At 73.8% G+C, this 13,353-nt stretch carries 14 protein-coding genes; 4 read left to right on the top strand and 10 right to left on the bottom strand.

Annotation, left to right across the window (positions count from 1 at the left end):
- Window positions 1-24: 24 nt before the first annotated feature.
- Entirely contained in the window at window positions 25-1,116 is a 1,092-nt protein-coding gene (locus tag FKD65_RS09130) for a Xaa-Pro peptidase family protein (RefSeq protein WP_141577043.1), read from the bottom strand.
- Between the two features lie 168 nt (window positions 1,117-1,284).
- Here FKD65_RS09130 and FKD65_RS09135 point away from each other — a divergent pair, with 168 nt between their 5' ends.
- Together FKD65_RS09135 and FKD65_RS09140 are read left to right on the top strand one after the other, a co-directional pair.
- Window positions 1,285-2,775 (top strand): flavin monoamine oxidase family protein, encoded by a 1,491-nt coding sequence (locus FKD65_RS09135; protein ID WP_205718611.1) that lies wholly within the window; start codon window positions 1,285-1,287, stop codon window positions 2,773-2,775.
- A gap of 116 nt (window positions 2,776-2,891) precedes the next feature.
- A complete protein-coding gene (locus FKD65_RS09140) occupies window positions 2,892-3,596 on the top strand; it encodes a hypothetical protein (RefSeq protein WP_141577044.1) in 705 nt (234 codons plus the stop codon).
- Here the strand turns inward: FKD65_RS09140 and FKD65_RS09145 are convergent.
- Together FKD65_RS09145 and FKD65_RS09150 are read right to left on the bottom strand one after the other, a co-directional pair.
- Window positions 3,571-4,617: an LLM class F420-dependent oxidoreductase gene (locus FKD65_RS09145; RefSeq protein WP_141577045.1), complete on the bottom strand. Its 1,047-nt coding sequence runs from the start codon at window positions 4,615-4,617 to the stop codon at window positions 3,571-3,573. The two genes, FKD65_RS09140 and FKD65_RS09145, sit on opposite strands and share 26 nt — an antisense overlap.
- A gap of 129 nt (window positions 4,618-4,746) precedes the next feature.
- Entirely contained in the window at window positions 4,747-5,412 is a 666-nt protein-coding gene (locus FKD65_RS09150; RefSeq protein ID WP_141577046.1) for an enoyl-CoA hydratase-related protein, read from the bottom strand.
- A gap of 156 nt (window positions 5,413-5,568) precedes the next feature.
- On the opposite strand from FKD65_RS09150, the gene FKD65_RS09155 reads away from it, so the two are divergent.
- Window positions 5,569-6,144: a TetR/AcrR family transcriptional regulator gene (locus FKD65_RS09155; RefSeq protein WP_141577047.1), complete on the top strand. Its 576-nt coding sequence runs from the start codon at window positions 5,569-5,571 to the stop codon at window positions 6,142-6,144.
- A 13-nt stretch (window positions 6,145-6,157) separates the two neighbouring features.
- Here FKD65_RS09155 and aroQ read toward each other — a convergent pair whose 3' ends face one another.
- Genes aroQ through aroC form a run of 4 tightly spaced genes read right to left on the bottom strand, consistent with a single transcriptional unit; the run spans window position 6,158 to window position 9,424 of the window.
- Entirely contained in the window at window positions 6,158-6,601 is a 444-nt protein-coding gene (gene aroQ / locus FKD65_RS09160; protein ID WP_141577048.1) for a type II 3-dehydroquinate dehydratase, read from the bottom strand.
- Window positions 6,598-7,671 (bottom strand): 3-dehydroquinate synthase, encoded by a 1,074-nt coding sequence (gene aroB, locus FKD65_RS09165; protein ID WP_141577049.1) that lies wholly within the window; start codon window positions 7,669-7,671, stop codon window positions 6,598-6,600. Before aroB ends, aroQ begins: the two co-directional genes overlap by 4 nt.
- Window positions 7,668-8,237 carry a shikimate kinase gene (locus tag FKD65_RS09170; RefSeq protein ID WP_141577050.1) on the bottom strand — a complete coding sequence of 190 codons (570 nt, stop codon included), beginning with the start codon at window positions 8,235-8,237 and terminating at the stop codon, window positions 7,668-7,670. The genes aroB and FKD65_RS09170 overlap by 4 nt, the downstream gene beginning before the upstream one ends.
- 8 nt (window positions 8,238-8,245) lie before the next feature.
- Complete coding sequence (gene aroC / locus FKD65_RS09175; protein ID WP_141577051.1) at window positions 8,246-9,424, bottom strand: chorismate synthase; 1,179 nt, start codon at window positions 9,422-9,424, stop codon at window positions 8,246-8,248.
- Window positions 9,425-9,501: 77 nt separating this feature from the next.
- On the opposite strand from aroC, the gene FKD65_RS09180 reads away from it, so the two are divergent.
- Window positions 9,502-10,584, top strand: coding sequence for a DUF2332 domain-containing protein (locus tag FKD65_RS09180; RefSeq protein ID WP_141577052.1), 1,083 nt, complete (start codon window positions 9,502-9,504; stop codon window positions 10,582-10,584).
- Window positions 10,585-10,607: 23 nt separating this feature from the next.
- On the opposite strand, the gene FKD65_RS09185 is transcribed toward FKD65_RS09180, so the two are convergent.
- From FKD65_RS09185 to FKD65_RS09195, 3 genes are all read right to left on the bottom strand, one after another.
- A complete protein-coding gene (locus tag FKD65_RS09185; protein ID WP_141577053.1) occupies window positions 10,608-11,357 on the bottom strand; it encodes a phytanoyl-CoA dioxygenase family protein in 750 nt (249 codons plus the stop codon).
- A 79-nt stretch (window positions 11,358-11,436) separates the two neighbouring features.
- Window positions 11,437-12,132, bottom strand: coding sequence for an SseB family protein (locus tag FKD65_RS09190; protein WP_141577054.1), 696 nt, complete (start codon window positions 12,130-12,132; stop codon window positions 11,437-11,439).
- Between the two features lie 93 nt (window positions 12,133-12,225).
- Window positions 12,226-13,338, bottom strand: coding sequence for a ring-opening amidohydrolase (locus tag FKD65_RS09195; protein ID WP_240810045.1), 1,113 nt, complete (start codon window positions 13,336-13,338; stop codon window positions 12,226-12,228).
- Window positions 13,339-13,353 lie beyond the last annotated feature (15 nt).

The following is a 13,353-nucleotide window of genomic DNA, read 5'->3' on the forward strand; positions in this document are numbered from 1 at the left end:
CTCCCGGTCGCGGGCCCGCGCGTCCTACAGGACGAGCAGGTCCTTGGTCGTTGTGGTGAGGAGCTCCGGCCCGTCCGCCCGGACCACCAGCGTGTCCTCGATGCGGACCCCGCCCCGGCCCGTGAGGTAGACCCCCGGCTCCGCGGTGATCGGAACCCGATCCATCAGCTTACCGGTCTTGTCGTACCCCATGAGCGGCGCTTCGTGGATCTCCAGGCCCACGCCGTGCCCGAGGCCGTGGGTGAACGCCTCGCCGTGCCCGGCCTCCGCGATCACGTCGCGGGCGGCGGCGTCCACGTCCTTGGTCTCGGCGCCGGGCCGCGCGGCGGCCAGCGCGGCCGCCTGGGCGCGGTGGACGAGGTCGTAGAGGTCGCGCTGCCACGCCGCGGGCTCGCCGATCGCGACGGTCCGGGTCATGTCGGCGTGGTAGCCGCCGTAGAGGGCGCCGAAGTCCATGGTGACGAGGTCGCCGCGCTGGAGTTCGCGGCCGCCCGGATGGTGGTGCGGGACGGCGCCGTTGGGGCCGGACGCGATGATCGACTCGAACGCGGGGCTGTCGGCGCCGTGGTCGACCATGGCCCGCTCGAGGGCGATCGCGACGGCGCGCTCGGTGACCCCGGCGCGGATCTCGGGCAGGACGGCCTCGAAGGCGCGGCCCGTGACGGCGCACGCCTCGCGCAGCAGGCCGATCTCCTCCTCGTCCTTGACCATGCGCAGTTCCTCGACGAGGTGGCCGAGCGGCACCAGCTCGACCGGGCGGGTCTCCGGGCGGGCCGTCTCCAGGAGGGCGGCGTGGTGCTCGACGGTCAGGTCGTGGGCCTCGAAGCCGACCCGGCCGTGGCCGTCCCCCGCCGCCCGCTCGACCAGCGCCTCGGCCACCTGCCGGTCGACGACGACGGGGAGTTCCGGGCAGACCTGCGCGGCCATCCCGGCGTAGCGCCCGTCGGTCGCGAGGACGGCGGGGCCGTCGGCCGGGACGAGCAGCGCGGCCCGCGAGCTGTCCAGGCCGGTGAGGTAGCGGACGTTGACGAGCCTGGTCACGAGCAGGGCGGCGGCGCCCCGGTCGGCGACGAGCGCGGCGAGGCGGCGGCGGCGCGCGTGGTGAGTCTCCCCCATGGCAGGACTCTAGATGATCGCCGGAGGCCGCCATCGGGGGGCCGTCTCAACGCGGTCACGAACATGAAGAACCCTCGACTTTTGGTCGAGGGCTGGCCTAGCGTGACCCGGCGTGTGCTCCGTCCTGTCCGTCCCCCCGCATGGACTTCCCCCCAGGAGTGATACCCCTTGACCCGAGTCAGCCGAAGAAGACTGCTGGGCACAGGCGCGCTCACCGCCGCCGGAGCGGTCGTCACCGCGGCCGCCGCCCCGTCCGCCACCGCCCGCACGGCCCCCCTCGGCGCGCCCCTCACCGCGGACGTGGTGATCGTCGGCGCGGGGCTGTCCGGCCTCACCGCCGCCCGCGACCTGGTCGCGGCGGGCCGGTCCGTGGTCGTCCTCGAGGCGCGCGAGCGGCCCGGCGGCCGCGTCTACGGGATGCCGCTCGGCGACGGCACCACCAACGAGGGCGGCGCCGAGTTCATCGGCCCCACGCAGGACCGCATCGCCGCGCTCGCCAAGGACATGGGCGTCGACACCTACGCCACCTACAACGAGGGCAAGAACGTCTACTACCGCGACGGCAAGCGGTCGCTCTACGCGACGGACGGCCTGCTCGGCGCGGTCCCGCCGGACTGGGGCGTGGTCGACCTCGAGCTGGCGCTGCTGAAGCTCGGCAGCATGGTCAAGGAGGTGCCGGTCGGCGAGCCGTGGAAGGCGGCGAAGGCCCAGGAGTGGGACGCGCAGACCTTCTACACCTGGTCGCGGTCGAACTCGCTGAGCGGCGGCGCGCGGTTCCTGATGGACGCGTTCGCCTCCTCCACCCTGTCGATGCGCTCGCAGGAGGTCTCGCTGCTCTACCTGCTGAACTACGCGGCCTCCGCGGGCAACGAGACCAACCCGGGGACGATCGACCGGCTGATCAACACCAAGGACGGCGCGCAGGAGTCGCGGTTCGTGGGCGGCTCGCAGGAGGTGCCGGTCCGGCTGGCGGCGCGGCTCGGCGACATCATCCACTACAACGCGCCGGTGCGGTCGATCGTGACCGAGCCGGGCGGCGCCACGGTCACCGCCGACGGGATCACGGTGTCGGCCAAGCGGGTCGTGGTCGCGATGTCCCCCGCGATCGCCGGGAAGATCGACTTCTCGCCGGCGCTGCCCGCGAGCCGCGCGCAGCTCATGCAGCGCTACCCGATGGGTTCGGTCGCCAAGTTCGTCGCCGTCTACGACACGCCGTTCTGGCGGGCGGACGGGCTGACCGGGCAGGCCGTCGCCGACAGCGGCGCCATCGACGCGACGTTCGACAACAGCCCGCCGGACGGGTCGCGCGGGATCCTGATGGGCTTCATGAACCAGGCCAACATCCGCAGGCTGGACGGCGCGCCGGCCGCGGACGTCCGGGCGGCGGGCCTCGACTCGTTCACCAAGCTGTTCGGCGACAAGGCCGCGAACCCGAAGCTGACCGCCTTCCAGCGCTGGGACAACGAGACCTGGAGCGGCGGCGGCCCGGTCGGCGTCGCCCCGCCTGGCGCGCTCACCGCGTTCGGCCCCGCGCTGCGGGAGCCGTGCGGCCCGATCCACTGGGCGGGCACCGAGACGTCCGGCTACTGGACGGGCTACATGGACGGCGCCGTCCGCTCCGGCGAACGCGTCGCCGAGGAGGTCGACGCGGCGCTCTGAGCCCGCCCCTCCCGAGCCGCCCCCGCACGGTTCCGCCGGCCGCGGAAAGAACGGATCCGGTCGGCGGATCCGTGCATCTCATCCAGGGACACGGATGGACGACGGAACGGGTTCCGATGGCGGGGTATGGGAAGCGGCCGGACTGGGCCCCGGCGGCGCTACTGGCACTCGGTGCGCCCCTGACCGGCATCACGCTGATCGTGGCCCGGGCCGCCCTGGCCGCCTACGGGCCGTCCCCGCTGGCGGACAACTGGGCGGGCACGGCGCTGCTCTTCGTGATGATGATGGCCGGATACGCCCTGCTGGTCTTCACCCAGCTGCGCTACGAGAACGTCCTGGTCTTCTTCGGCGCGTTCTTCCTGCTGGTCATCGGGGCGTCCATGGTCGCGGGCGCGGTGTCGGCCCAGGCTCTGCACAAGCGTGGCCGGACCACGGTGTGCACGGTCCAGAAAGTCGACCGGCGCGAGGTCACCAGCACCGACGGCAACGGGAACACGACCACGAACGTCTACTACAAGCATGACCTCGCCTGCGCCGAGCCGCGGGTGCGGACGATGACGACCGGGTCCAGGGTCGCGGACCGAGGCGAACGCGTGCAGGTCGTGTACGACCCGCGCGGCCGCCTCGATCCGCGCCCCGCCGGCTCGGTGGGCGATCCCGGCACCTCCCTGAAATGGGGGGCCGCCTTGTTCGGCGGTGGTGTCGTGCTCCGCGTCCTGTCCGAGCTGGACGTCCCGCCGTTCGGGCCCGGGACGGGCCCGCGGCTCGCCCTCCTCCGCCGGCGTAGGCGTACCGTCAGAGGCCGGCGGCCATCTCCTTGACCTTCTCGATCAGGGCGAGGCGGCTCTTGTGGTCGCCCGCGATCGGGGCGACGTTGAGCGTGGTGACGCCGGACTCCTTCATCGCGGCGAGGCGCTCCCGGACGTGCCCCTCCGGGCCGATGAGGGACATCTTCTCCAGCAGCTCCTGCGGGACCTTCGCGGCGGCCTCGTCCTTCTTGCCGTCCAGGTAGAGGTCCTGGATCTCCTCGGCCTCCTTCTCGAAGCCGTACCGGCGCGCGAGGTCGTTGTAGAAGTTCTTGCCCTTGGCGCCCATGCCGCCGATGTAGAGGGCGGCCATCGGGCGGCCGAACTCCAGGAAGCCCTGCACGTCGTCGCCGATGGCGAGCGGCGACTGCCCGACCACGTCGAGCTCGCCGAGGGCCGGGTCGCGCTTGGCCTTCCCGGCCGCGAGGGAGGGGCCCCACACGTCCGCGGCCTTCTCCGGCATGTAGAAGATCGGCTCCCAGCCGTTGGCGATCTCGGCGGTCAGCTCGACGTTCTTCGGGCCGATCGCGGCGACCATGATCGGGATGTCGGCGCGCACCGGGTGGTTGATGAGCTTGAGCGCCTTGCCGAGGCCGGTGCCCTGCCCCTCCGGCAGCGGCAGGTGGTAGTACTTGCCGTCGTGCTGGACGCGCTCGCGGCGCCACACCTTGCGGCAGATCTCGATGATCTCGCGGGTGCGGCCGAGCGGCGCGGTGTAGGGGACCCCGTGGAAGCCCTCGATGACCTGCGGCCCCGACGCGCCGATGCCGAGCGTGAACCGCCCGTCGGAGACGTAGTCCAGCCCCGCCGCCGTCTGGGCGATCGCGGTGGGGGTGCGCGAGTAGATGTTGAGGATGCCGGAGGCGATCTCCACGCGCTCCGTCTTTGCGGCGATGTAACCCATCTGGCTCACCGCGTCGAAGCTGTACGCCTCCGCGACGTAGACGATGTCGAGGCCGGCCTTCTCGTAGTCGGCGAGCTCCTCGACGGTCTCCTTGAAACCGCCCGAGTAGCTGAGCGCCATCCCGATGCGCATGGTCTCCCGCGCCCCTTTCCCTGGACTTCCCTAAACCGAATCAGATTCCAGTCGAACGTAACCTACTCCCGCCGCGCGCCCGCGGCCCACTCCCCCGTCAGACTCCCCCCGCCGGGCCCGGACGAGGGCTCAGGGCAGCGCGGGACCGTTCAGAGCGTCCAGCACCTGCCGGTACATCGCGGTGCGGATCGTCGCCACCACCGCGCCGTTCTTGCTCGCCAGCGACGCCGCCCACTCCACGGCGGCGGGCAGGACCTCCTCCTCGGGCGCGACGCGCTGCACGATCCCGGCCTCGCGCGCCTGCTCGGCGGCGTACCGGCGGCCGGTGACCATCGCCTCGTGCGCCGTCGCCTTGGGCAGCCGGCCCGTGATCAGCGCGTTCATCCCCGGGGTGAAGCTCATCCCGAGATCGACCTCGGGCAGGCAGAAGTAGCCGCGGTCGGTGCGCATGACGGCGAAGTCGTGGGCGAGGGCCAGCATGCCGCCGCCCGCGAAGGCGTGCCCGTTCAGCGCCGCGATCGTCGGCATCGGCAGCGTCAGGACGCGCGCGTAGAGGGCGTGGACGCGGCGCAGGTACTCCTCGAACCCGTCCTGGTTGGCGCCGAGCCAGTCCAGGTCGAGGCCGTTGGAGTAGAACTTGCCGGTGCCGACGGTGACGAGCGCGCCCGGCCCGTCGTTCTTCGCCACCGACTCGAGGGCCCCCTCGACCGCGTCGAGGAAGTCCGGCCCGAACCGGTTCTCACCCGCGTCGAACCGCAGGACGTACACGTCTCCGTCGCGCTGGAGGTCGATCACGAAGGTCTCCTTCTCCCTGCATCCGTGCTTCCCGGCACCCGTGGTGCAGTCGACCCTACTCGTGAGTAGCGGGCGGGTCGCCCGGCATGGCCGAACTTCTCCATGACGATCGTCAGGTCAACGCGGCAACCGTATGATGAATGTCATAATCGTTGCATGGGGACGGACAGCAGGGAACGCATGGTGCGCAGCGCCGCCTACCTCTTCCGCGAGCGCGGCTACAGCGGCACCGGGTTCCGCGACGTCATCGCGCACAGCGGCGCCCCGCGCGGGTCGATCTACCACCACTTCCCCGGCGGCAAGGTGCAGCTCGCCGAGGAGGCCGTCCGCTACGCCGGCGACTTCCTGAACGCCGGCATCCTCGCCGCCACCGAGGGGGGCGACGCCGCGTCCGCCGTCGACGCCTTCGTGGGCTGGTGGCGGCAGGTCCTGATCAAGAGCGGGTTCCGGGCGGGCTGCCCCGTCGTCGCCGTCACCGTCGAGTCCCACGAGGAGGCCCCGCAGCTCGCCGCCGCCGCGGCGGCGGCGTTCGGGCGCTGGCAGGACACCCTCACCACCGGGCTCGGCAACGCCGGCGTCCCCGACGAGCGCGCGTCACGGCTGGCCCGCCTCATCGTCGCCGCCGTCGAGGGCGCCACCATCCTGTGCCGCGCGCACCGCGACGTCGCGCCGCTGGACGACGTCGTCGCCGAACTCAAGGCCATGGCCCGCAGCGCGGCCGAGGAGGGCTAGGGCCCCCGGGGGGTCAGGAGTTCTCGGCGACCAGCTCGGCCACGGCCTGGAGGGCGAGGACGTAGGACATGGTCCCGAAGCCGGCGATGGTGCCGGTGGCGACCCCCGCGACGACGGAGGTGTGGCGGAACTCCTCGCGCGCGGCCGGGTTGGTGATGTGCACCTCGACGAGCGGGGCGGTGCGCTGGGCGACCGCGTCGCGCAGCGCGTAGGAGTAGTGCGTGAACGCGGCGGGGTTCAGCACGACGGGCAGGCGCTCGTCGGCCGCCTCGTGCAGCCAGCGCATCATCTCGGCCTCGTCGTCGGTCTGCCGGACCTCGACGTTCAGGTCGAGGCCGCGGCCGGCGGCGCGGCAGACGGCGACCAGGTCGTCGAAGCTCGCCGTCCCGTACTTGTCGGGCTCGCGGACGCCGAGGCGGCGCAGGTTCGGGCCGTTCAGGACCAGGACGCGGGTCATCGGGCGATCTCCCGGTAGGCGGCGGCGAGCAGGGCCTCGTCCGGGCCCTCGAGGCGGCCGGGCTCGGCGACGCCGTCGAGGACGACGAACCGGAGCGTGGCGCCGCGCGACTTCTTGTCGATGGTCATGGTGGCGCGCAGGCCAGGCCAGTCGGCGGCGTAGGAGACCGGCAGGCCGACCGACTCCAGGACGTCCCGGTGCCGCCGGACGGCGCCGGCGGGCAGCCGCCCGGCGAGGCGGGACAGCTCGGCGGCGTACACCATGCCGATCGCGACGGCGTGGCCGTGGCGGAACCGGTAGTCCTCGTTCTTCTCGATGGCGTGCGCGAGCGTGTGGCCGTAGTTGAGGATCTCGCGCAGGCCGCTCTCCCTCAGATCGGCCGAGACGACGCCGGCCTTGACCCGGACGGCCCGTTCGACGAGCTCGCGGGTGTGGGGGCCGTCAGGGGCCGCGGCGCCCTTCGGGTCGTCCTCGACCAGGTCCAGGATCCGCGGGTCGGCGATGAACCCCGCCTTGATGATCTCGGCGAGGCCGCTGATGTAGTCCTCGCGCGGCATCGTCACCAGCGTGGCGAGGTCGCACAGGACGCCGGCGGGCGGGTGGAACGCTCCGACGAGGTTCTTGCCCTCGGGGACGTTGATGCCGGTCTTGCCGCCGACCGCCGCGTCCACCATGGCGAGCAGCGTCGTCGGGACGAGCACGGCCCGCACCCCGCGCAGCCACGAGGCCGCCGCGAACCCGGCGAGGTCGGTGGTGGCGCCGCCGCCGACGCCGACGACGACGTCGCTGCGGGTCATGCCGAGACGGGCGAAGGCCGACCACAGGCCGGCGAGGACGCCGACCTCCTTGGCGGCCTCGCCGTCGGGGACGGGGAGCGCGTGCACGGTGTACCCGGCCTGCTCGAGCGCCCCGCACACGGGGCGGGCGATCTCCGGCAGCCCCTCGGCGTGGACGACCGCGACGGCCCGGGCCCGCTCCCCGACCATGGCGGGCAGCTCACCGAGCACCCCCGTCCCGATGACGACGTCGTAGGGGTCGGCGCCCCCCACGTGCACCCGGGTCGGTGTCACTCGTCCCCCTCGCGGGCGGACGGCTCATCGCGGGGAGGCGCCTCACCGCGCTCACCGGGCGCGGCGTCCTCCAGAGCCTTCACGACCTCCTCGACGATGTCGGCGGGCTCGCGGCCGTCGGTGTCGACGTGCACGGTGCCGAGCCGCTCGTAGATCGGGAGGCGCTCTTCCAGAAGCTTGCGCATCTGGCTGCGCGGGTTCAGCACGAGCAGCGGCCGCGCCGAGGCCAGGCCGACCCGCTTGATCGCCTCCGAGAGCCCGACCCGCAGGTAGACGACGGTGTGCCCGGCGAGCAGTTCCTGCGTCTCGGCCGCGAGGACGGCGCCGCCGCCGAGCGCGAGGACGCCCTCGTGCCCGGCCAGCGCGTCGGCGACGGCGGCCCGCTCCATCTCCCGGAAGCGCTCCTCGCCGTCGTCGATGAAGATCTCGCCGATCGGCTTGCCCGCGGCCCGCTCGACGTCGGCGTCGGTGTCGCGCAGCGCGACGCCGAGCCGGTCGGCGAGCGCGGTCCCGATCGTGGTCTTGCCCGAGCCGGGCGGCCCGATGATGACGGCCTTCGGTCGCATGGCACCGCTCACTTGATCGTCAGGGAGGACAGGTAGCCCCGCAGGTTGCGGGCGGTCTCCTCGGCGGAGTCGCCGCCGAACTTCTCCAGCGCCGCGTCCGCGAGGACGAGCGCGACCATCGCCTCGGCGACGACCCCGGCGGCCGGGACCGCCGTCACGTCGCTGCGCTGGTTGATCGCCTTGGCGGGCCCGCCCGTCGTGACGTCGATCGTGTCGAGCCGCCGCGGGACGGTCGAGATCGGCTTCATCGCGGCGCGCACCCGCAGCACCTCGCCGGTCGTCATGCCGCCCTCGACGCCGCCGGCGCGGTTGGTGCGGCGGCGGATCCCCTCGGGGGTGGCGTCGATCTCGTCGTGGGCGCGCGACCCGGGGCGGCGCGCGGTGGTGAACCCGTCGCCGAGCTCCACGCCCTTGATCGCCTGGATGCCCATCAGGATCCCGGCGAGCCGGGAGTCGAGGCGCCGGTCCCAGTGGACGTGGCTGCCGAGGCCGGGCGGGAGGCCGTAGGCGAGGACCTCCACGACGCCGCCGAGCGTGTCGCCGGCCTTCTTGGTCTCGTCGATGTGCGCGACCATCCGCGCGGACGCCTCGGAGTCGAAGCAGCGCACCGGGCTCTCGTCGACCCGCGCCAGGTCGGCGGGCTCCGGCAGGACGCCCTCGGGCGCCTCGACCTCGCCGAGCGCGATGACGTGGCTCAGGACGTCCACGCCGAGGGCCTGCTTGAGGAACGCCTTGGCGACGGTGCCGAGCGCGACCCGCGCCGCCGTCTCCCGCGCGCTCGCCCGCTCCAGGACGGGCCTGGCGTCGTCGAACCCGTACTTCTGCATGCCGACCAGGTCGGCGTGGCCCGGCCTCGGCTGCGACAGCGGCGCGTTCCTGGCCTGGGCCGCGAGGACGTCGGCGTCCACGGGGTCGGCCGACATGACCGTCTCCCACTTGGGCCACTCGGTGTTGCCGACCTCGATCGCGACCGGCCCGCCCAGCGTCACGCCGTGCCGGACGCCGCCGATGATCGTGACCTTGTCCTGCTCGAACTTCATCCGGGCGCCCCGCCCGTGCCCGAGCCTCCGGCGGCGCAGCTCCTCGGCGATGTCCCCCGAGGTCACGCGCACACCGGCCGGCAGCCCCTCCACGATCGCGGTCAGGGCCGGGCCATGGGACTCCCCCGCGGTCAACCAGCGCAGCATGGGTGAATCCTATTGAGTCCGCGCGCCCGCCCGTGACGCCGGTCCAGCATCTGAGAGGCTCCCTGGGTGAGGTGGAGATGAGGAAGGCCGACACGGAACGGGCGCTGCTCGCCCAGGCGCGGGCGTCGGCCGAGCTGGGGTCTCCGATGTACGCCGAGCTCCTCACGCGGGCGGCCCGCGATCCGGGCCGGGCCGCGGTGGAGGTGCTCGGCGAGCGGACGGAGACCGGCCACATCCTGGGGATGCTGGGGACGGTCCACCGGCTCGTCCTCGAGGGCCGGGTCCCGGAACTCGCCGCGCACTACCCGACCGCGGGCGGGACGGAGGACCCGCTGGAGGCCTGGCCCGCGTTCCGGGACGTGCTGTCCGAGCACGCGGCGGAGATCCGCGACGGCCTCACCGACCCGCCGCAGACCAACGAGGTCGGGCGGGCGGCCCCGCTCGTCGGCGGTCTCCTCACGATCGCGGACGCCTGCCGGCCCGCGCCCCCGCGCGCCGCCGTCCCGCGCCTGCACCTCAGGCCCCTGCCCGGCGGGCCCCTGCCGATCAGGCTGCTGGAGATCGGGGCCAGCGCGGGCCTGAACCTGCGGGCCGACCGCTTCCGGCTCCTGCACGAGGGCGGCGCGTACGGGCCCGAGTCGCCGGTCGTCCTGCCGGACGCCTGGCGGGGCCTGCCCCCGGTCGACGCGCCCCTCGCCATCGCCGAGCGGCGCGGATGCGACCCGAACCCCCTGGACGCGGCCTCGCCCGCCGCGCGGCGGCGGCTCCTGTCGTACGTGTGGCCCGACCAGGCGGCGCGGGTCGCGCGGCTGCGGGCGGCGTTCGAGGTGGCCGCCGCGGTCCCCGCGACGGTCGTGAAGGCGGGCGCCGCGGACTTCCTGGAAGGGCTCGCCCCACGGCAGGGCGCCGTCACGGTCGTGTGGCACTCGACGATGCGCGCCTACCTGTCGGACGAGGAGGCCGCGCGCGTCGACCGGAGCATCGAGGAGGCCGGAGCCGCGGCCACCCCCGGCGCGCCCGTCGCGCACCTGTCGTTCGAGGGCCGCGACGCCTCGCGGCTCGACGTCCTGCACGTCGTCACGCTGCGGCTGTGGCCGGGCGGAGACCGGGTGGTCCTCGGCGAGGCCCCGTCCCACGGCCTCCCGACGACCTGGTACTAGGAGCGCCCGAGCCCTCGCCCGCGCTACCTTCCGAGCCCCCGCTCGATCGCGATCCGCACCGGGGACGACTCGGGAAGCGGCCCGCGGGGGATCAGCGGCGGCTGGGCCATGAACCGGGGGCGCGTGCCGTGGTGCGCCTGCGCGGCGTGCACGAGGAACGGGTGGCACAGGTACACGTCGCCCGCCTCTCCCGCGGCGTGGGCGAGGGGACGGTGCTCGGTCGCGGGGACGGCCTTGCCCGCCAGTTCCATGAACGTGAGGCCTGCCTCCCCCGCGGGCTCCAGGATCGGCGCCACGTCCAGGTGGGAGCCGACCCGGATGCGGGTCGGGCCGTCGTCCTCCCCCACGTCGGAGAAGAGGAACAGCATCAGCAGGGCGCGGCCCTTCGAGGCGGCGTTCACGCGGTAGGACATGAAGTCGGCCGGGTCGTCGCCGGCGAAGCTCGCGTCGATGTGCCAGCCGTCGTCGCCGGGCGGCTGGTCGCTGGGGAACCGCACCGGGAACGTGCCGAGGCCGCCGCGCGGCAGCCAGGCGCCCTCGCCGACGACGGCGTCGAACGCGGCGCGCAGGCGGTCGGTGCTCGCGGCGGCCCTGAACGGCGCCTCGGCGTGGTCGCCGAGCCGCACCACCGGGCGCGTCCACGTCGCGGGGTCGTCGGGGTCGCATCCGGTCTCGCGCCACAGGATGCCGCGGCACTCGGCCGCCAGCTCGCGGGGGAACGCCTGCTCCACCCGGACGTACCCGTCGTTGATGAAGGCGTCGACGTCGATCATGGCGCCAGGTTGGCAGAGCCCTCGCGGGCGACGCCAACGATTATCGGGCGCCGGAGATCGCGGGCGCCGCGGGCGGCCGCTACCGGCGCAGGACGTTCAGTTCGACGCCGCCGACGATGCGGCCGCGCAGCAGCTCCGCGAGCCGGTCGGAGACCCGCTGCACGGTGACGCGCTCGTCGTGGCCGGGGACGACGGCGAACCGGACGGCGATCTCCGCGGAGGTGCCCTCGACGACGCGGACGCCGCTGACCGAGGGGTCGGACCCGAACGCGGCCTCGACGGCGGCCAGGACGTCGGGGTCCTCGTGGGGCGGCGGTACGGGGCCGCCGTCGGCGAGCAGGTGCAGGCGCAGCCCGTCCACGGCGAAGGGGACGGGGCCCGCCACGTCCACGACCAGGGCGTCGGCGCCCTCGTCGAGCGCGGCGCGGCAGGCGTCGCCGGCCCGCACCGCGACCGGGCGGGCGTCGGCGCGCCACGCCTTCATCGTCTCGGTGCAGGTGAAGCCGAGCACGCCACGCCTGCCGTCGTCGCCGATCAGGGTGGGCAGCGCCATGTCGCTCGACTTCTCCCGGCGCAGCTCGCCGGGCGCCGCGGGCTCCTCCTCGGTGAGGACGGCGACGATCGGCACCAGCAGCCGCGCCCCCTGGAGCCGCCGCAGCACCGTGTGGGCGCCGACGCGGCCGGACGCGTACCCGGCGAGCGCCTCGCACAGCCGCGGGTCGGCGCTCCCGTCGTCCCCGGGGAACTGCGGTTCGGGAATGGTCAGTCCGGACACGGCAGGAAGGCTATAGCCTCCGGCGACCACAAGGGGCCGCTCTACGGATACTCTCCGTATCCGCGCGCCTTCTCCGGTGCCGTCCCGCCCCCCTCAGCCGAGGTCGGCGATGGCCGCGACGGTGCCGCCGCCCGACGGCCCCTGGTGGACGGCCGCGACCGACACGAACACCGCCGGGTCGCCGGTGACCGACGCCGCGACGCCGCCGACGCACGCCTTGATCTGCCGGTGCCAGTGCACGTCGGAGTCGTCCAGCATGATGTTGCGGCGGCCGCGCACCGAGCCGGACGGGTCCGCCTCGCACTTGATGAACACGTTGACGAGCCGGTCGCCGAGGTCGGCCGTCCGGGGCCGCTCGGGCAGGTCCAGGCCCGTCGAGCGGACGGCGTCCCAGATCCCGTCGGCGTCGAGCGCGTCCTTCATCACACCGTGCCCGGCCCGGTACCGGCCGCCGATGCCGCGCACGTTGCCGACGACCACGATCTGCGCCCGGTCCAGCTCGACGCCGGACGAGCACGACGCCACCGAGGAGTACAGCGACAGGTCCTTGTGGATCTGCCCGGCGGACGGCGTCTCGATCTCGCCGAGCGCGACGGCGATGCCGAGCGCGGTCGTGGAGTTGGAGATGTCCATCGACTTGAGGGTGTCCTCGGTGACCACGTCGCGGCCGCGGGTCTTCGCGTCGTTGATCGTGTCGAGGGTGAGCAGCGGCGTCTTGGTCTGCACGTAGTGGACGTCGGCCGGATCGTCGATACCGGCTGTCTTCATGGCCTCGCGGACGCCGGCGGCGACGGTCTCCACCATCGCGGGGCGGCCGATGTCCTCGGGCAGGATGACCTCGCTCATCGCGACGCCGACCGACAGCCGGGGCTCGTCGGAGACGGGGACGCGGGCGGGGTCGGCGGTCGCGAAGACGGTCGCGTGCGGGCTGAGGACGCCGTCCGTGCCGCCCGACCACACCAGCGGGACCCGCGCCACCTCCTCCGCCGTCCGGGTGCCCTTGGCGAGGAGCACCTCGCGGAACGCCCGGTCGGCGAGCAGCCGCGTGTAGTCGTTCACGCCGCCGTTGCCCTCGGTCTTGCCGACGACGGCGAGCACGCGGTCGGCCTCCAGGACGCCGTCGTCGATCAGCCGGGCGAGCCCGGACGCGTCGGTCACGCTCTCGATGGGGATCTTGCGGACTTCGATCGGATCGGGCACCGTCATCGCTCCTCGGTCCGT

It is taken from the genome of Actinomadura sp. WMMA1423 (assembly GCF_006547145.1).
Classification (GTDB): Bacteria; Actinomycetota; Actinomycetes; order Streptosporangiales; family Streptosporangiaceae; genus Spirillospora.

Bases quoted from the DNA above. Each gene is read 5' to 3' on its own strand.
- FKD65_RS09195 (WP_240810045.1), bottom strand. From the start codon at position 13,338: ATGACGGTGCCCGATCCGATCGAAGTCCGCAAGATCCCCATCGAGAGC.
- FKD65_RS09185 (WP_141577053.1), bottom strand. From the start codon at position 11,357: ATGATCGACGTCGACGCCTTCATCAACGACGGGTACGTCCGGGTGGAG.
- FKD65_RS09170 (WP_141577050.1), bottom strand. From the start codon at position 8,237: ATGCGACCGAAGGCCGTCATCATCGGGCCGCCCGGCTCGGGCAAGACC.
- FKD65_RS09180 (WP_141577052.1), top strand. From the start codon at position 9,502: ATGAGGAAGGCCGACACGGAACGGGCGCTGCTCGCCCAGGCGCGGGCG.
- aroC (WP_141577051.1), bottom strand. From the start codon at position 9,424: ATGCTGCGCTGGTTGACCGCGGGGGAGTCCCATGGCCCGGCCCTGACC.
- FKD65_RS09145 (WP_141577045.1), bottom strand. From the start codon at position 4,617: ATGCGCATCGGGATGGCGCTCAGCTACTCGGGCGGTTTCAAGGAGACC.
- FKD65_RS09155 (WP_141577047.1), top strand. From the start codon at position 5,569: ATGGGGACGGACAGCAGGGAACGCATGGTGCGCAGCGCCGCCTACCTC.
- aroQ (WP_141577048.1), bottom strand. From the start codon at position 6,601: ATGACCCGCGTCCTGGTCCTGAACGGCCCGAACCTGCGCCGCCTCGGC.
- FKD65_RS09130 (WP_141577043.1), bottom strand. From the start codon at position 1,116: ATGGGGGAGACTCACCACGCGCGCCGCCGCCGCCTCGCCGCGCTCGTC.
- FKD65_RS09140 (WP_141577044.1), top strand. From the start codon at position 2,892: ATGGCGGGGTATGGGAAGCGGCCGGACTGGGCCCCGGCGGCGCTACTG.